The sequence below is a fragment of the Marinomonas gallaica genome, assembly GCF_001639745.1.
In the GTDB taxonomy this organism is placed as follows: Bacteria; Pseudomonadota; Gammaproteobacteria; order Pseudomonadales; family Marinomonadaceae; genus Marinomonas; species Marinomonas gallaica.
Genome location: NZ_LTAX01000039.1, coordinates 1 through 3,267 on the forward strand (window position 1 = coordinate 1; position 3,267 = coordinate 3,267).

Sequence of the window (3,267 nt, forward strand, 5' to 3'; positions counted from 1 at the left end):
GGCCCCGCATGGTAAAGCAATCAAAGACGAGGTATCCAGTATCTCGTAATGCTGTTTCGCTTAAGTGAACAGCATTAGCCCAAAAGGGCCTCAGTACGATGTCGCGACAGCGTATCAAATTATCGATGCCACTTTGCTTTGCCACATCGGTCAACAGATGAACGACCAAGTGTTTGTAACACCAACCTGCCATTGGCGCGAGGGCGATTACTTATACTGGCATGCACATAGCAAAGCTCGAAATACTCATGGTGCGGTCAAAGAAGCCCAAAAAGTCTGCATCAACATCTGTGAACTAGATGGCCTCGTGCTGGCGCGTTCAGCGTTTCACCACTCGGTGAATTATCGCTCAGTCACTCTGTTTGGTGTGCCTGAGTCCATCGAAGACTATGCGGAAAAAGTGCGTCACTTTGAGCTATTTGTGAACAAAGTATCGCCCAATCGTTGGTCTAAGTTACGCCCAGTCACAGAGCAAGAAGTCTTAGCCACGGGCTTAGTGCGCATCAAAATCGACGAAGCCAGCGTCAAACTAAGAGCCGAAGGCGTGATCGATGACGCTGAAGACATGGACTGGCCAGTGTGGGCGGGAGTGGTGCCATTAATCAAACACTGGCAAGCACCCGCGCAAGACGCAGCTCAAACAATTGACTATCCCAACCCAGAAATGCCTAACGCGAAATAACAAGGAAGAACACAATGGACATTATTAAAGCCTCCTTAAGCGAGCTAAACGAAGCAGCGACTTTATTCGACAGCTATCGTCAGTTTTATGAGCAAGCCGCTGACCTGAATGCCGCAGAAGCCTTTATCGAGCAGCGCCTAACCTCGGAGGATTCGGTGATCTTTCTAGCGAAAGATGACACAGGGCGAGCGGTAGGGTTTGTGCAACTGTACCCATCGTTCTCATCTGTTGCGATGAAGCGGACTTGGATTCTGAATGACTTATATGTCACACCTGAAAGCCGCCAAAAAGGTATTGCGAAAGCTTTGCTCAGCCATTGCGAACAGTATGCTAGAACCACTCACGCGCAAGCGATTAGACTGGCCACAGCTGTCTCAAACAGCTCAGCAAAAGCTCTTTATGAGTCGCTCGGCTATCTGCCAATGATGAGCTTTGAGCATTACTCAAAAAGCGTTTAATCGTCGATAGATAATGACGCATGGTGAGTCATCATGCGTCAATGCTGAAACGTTAAATTGTCAGATCGCCTCGCTCTTGAAGAATGGTCATGACACGTTTGGTTAAAGCGGAGCGCTCGCTATTATCGTAGTGTTTATAAATGGCCAGTAATGACTCTAGATAGGCGTCCAGCTTTCCAGATTCATCTAAGTCTGTTGTATCGATGTTCTCAATGAAGGCTTCTAAATAACCGCATTGAGCGGCAGTTAAAGCATGAGTGGGTGAATAAAATTCTATTTTGTAGCCACCACTCGCTGATAGCACATCTTCAAATGGTTCACAGAACTCTTGGTGCCCCTGATACACACTGATCAGAGCAAATGTATGTTTTGATGTCTCTTCTAGTTTATGCGTCAATTCGACTATGCGGGTTTTGGTGAGCTGCTGTTGCTCGCTTTCTTGCAGAATTTTATGAATTTGAAATTCTTTGTACAGTAACGTTAGTTTGCCGAAGTTACTCCTGTCATCCGCTAAACCTCTGATTCTCTCTAGTACTGCATGAGTCCGCTTTACTTGCCCAAGCCGAGCTAACGCTAGCGCCGCAAAATTAAAGGTTACTTCGCGATCTAAAGTGTCCGCAGAGGATTGGCTAAAATCTTGTAGATAGCTATCTAATGCTTGGTAATCCTGCTCAGATACAGACTCATCTTGCAGGATTTTTAACTCAATGGCATGAAGCGGGTTCATAGGTGTATTGCTATAGTGAATGCGCACCAGACGAGACGCATCTCTATAGCCACTCATCCAAAGATTGTCCATAAGAAAGAATACGCTGGTATCGTCTTTTGGAAGATTAATACGGTTCAAAATGCGCTCAGCTTGCGGCCAGTTAGACTGCTTAAAAAAGTCCCTTGCGATATTTGTGAGCGCCATGTACTTAAACTCCCCAAATAACTCAGAGTTCGCCACATCGAATGCCTTTTCTATGTTTCCTAGGCGAGCATAAGCTTGAACGATAGCGCTGCCTTCAAAAGGACCGCGTTCACCTTGATGCATGGCGAGATTTTCGTCTAAAGCGTTGCGTAGGGCACTGGGATCAAGCGTTTTTGCCAGCAGCGATAGCACCTCATCGCTTAAGTAAGCGTTGAATTGCTTATGGTTATTTTCTTGAATACGCTGCAGAAGGTGATGACTAATCACTTTTGCTTTGTGCTCGTCACCACCTTCTAGGTAGGCTTCCCCTAATTGCGCATACAGATACGCTAAATAGACATCCTCTATGGAACTTTGCTCAGCTGCGATAAACGCTACGGCTAAAGGGTCTTGCTCTAATGTTTCTGGCTTGATTTGTCCAATAAGCTGCGTGGCTGTTGGGTTGCGGTGGTTATGCTCTTCATTAGCCTGCTTGTTTGAGTCTTCGCTACACCCTGAAATGATGAGTGAGCAGACCAATAGTCCTATTATTAAGCGCATCCTGTCTTCCTTCCATTTACAATGCAATGAGCTCCCTTTAAACCGAAATTCTATGAGGTGTGTCAAATATAGATTCTCTAGCATTTAAAGCCAGCTTATTTTAACTGGTTAAACCATTTAGCTATTTATTTTCGAACGGACATATTCTACATGTTTTTTTCTGTACTTAATAAAGTCCACATGAGTTTTAGAAATCACAGCAAAAACACCTAATATTTGAAAAAATAATGCGGTTAGATATCCGTGAAAATTTGATGTTGTCAGTTCATTAAAGAAGTAAAAATGGGCAATAGAGGAGTAGATAATGGTTATACAAAAGTAACATAACAAAACATTTTTTGCCTGAATGACTCCCATCAATGACACCAAAACAGAAACGGTACAAATACATCCAAAAACCATGCATAGTAAGACATAAGGAGTGAATAGCTCATGACTCATATAAACAGCTAAGTTTCCAAAAGGCCCTGCTATCGATATAACACCAAGAAACATGATTGAAATAGACAGTAAGCAGGGCAATACACTAGGAAATGGGGCTTTGTATGGACTACTCATTATTTAACCTACCTAATATTCCAATAGAAAAGCCTATATTGTAGTGGTCTAATGAAACCGGACACCATTTTAGGTGGTAACATAGCCATATTAAAAGAGGTGTCCAATGGCAAAAC

General features: G+C 43.7%; 3 protein-coding genes. 2 read left to right on the top strand and 1 reads right to left on the bottom strand.

Annotation, left to right across the window (positions count from 1 at the left end):
* Nucleotides 1-64 precede the first annotated feature (64 nt).
* Both AYW76_RS18455 and AYW76_RS18460 read left to right on the top strand, forming a co-directional pair.
* Nucleotides 65-682, top strand: a complete 618-nt coding sequence (locus tag AYW76_RS18455) for a pyridoxamine 5'-phosphate oxidase family protein (protein WP_067224006.1) — start codon at nucleotides 65-67, stop codon at nucleotides 680-682.
* 14 nt (nucleotides 683-696) lie between these two features.
* Nucleotides 697-1,140 carry a GNAT family N-acetyltransferase gene (locus tag AYW76_RS18460; RefSeq protein ID WP_067224009.1) on the top strand — a complete coding sequence of 148 codons (444 nt, stop codon included), beginning with the start codon at nucleotides 697-699 and terminating at the stop codon, nucleotides 1,138-1,140.
* A 52-nt stretch (nucleotides 1,141-1,192) separates the two neighbouring features.
* Here the strand turns inward: AYW76_RS18460 and AYW76_RS18465 are convergent, their stop codons facing one another.
* On the bottom strand, nucleotides 1,193-2,593 hold the full coding sequence (locus tag AYW76_RS18465; protein WP_067224013.1) for a hypothetical protein: 1,401 nt from the start codon (nucleotides 2,591-2,593) through the stop codon (nucleotides 1,193-1,195).
* Nucleotides 2,594-3,267 lie beyond the last annotated feature (674 nt).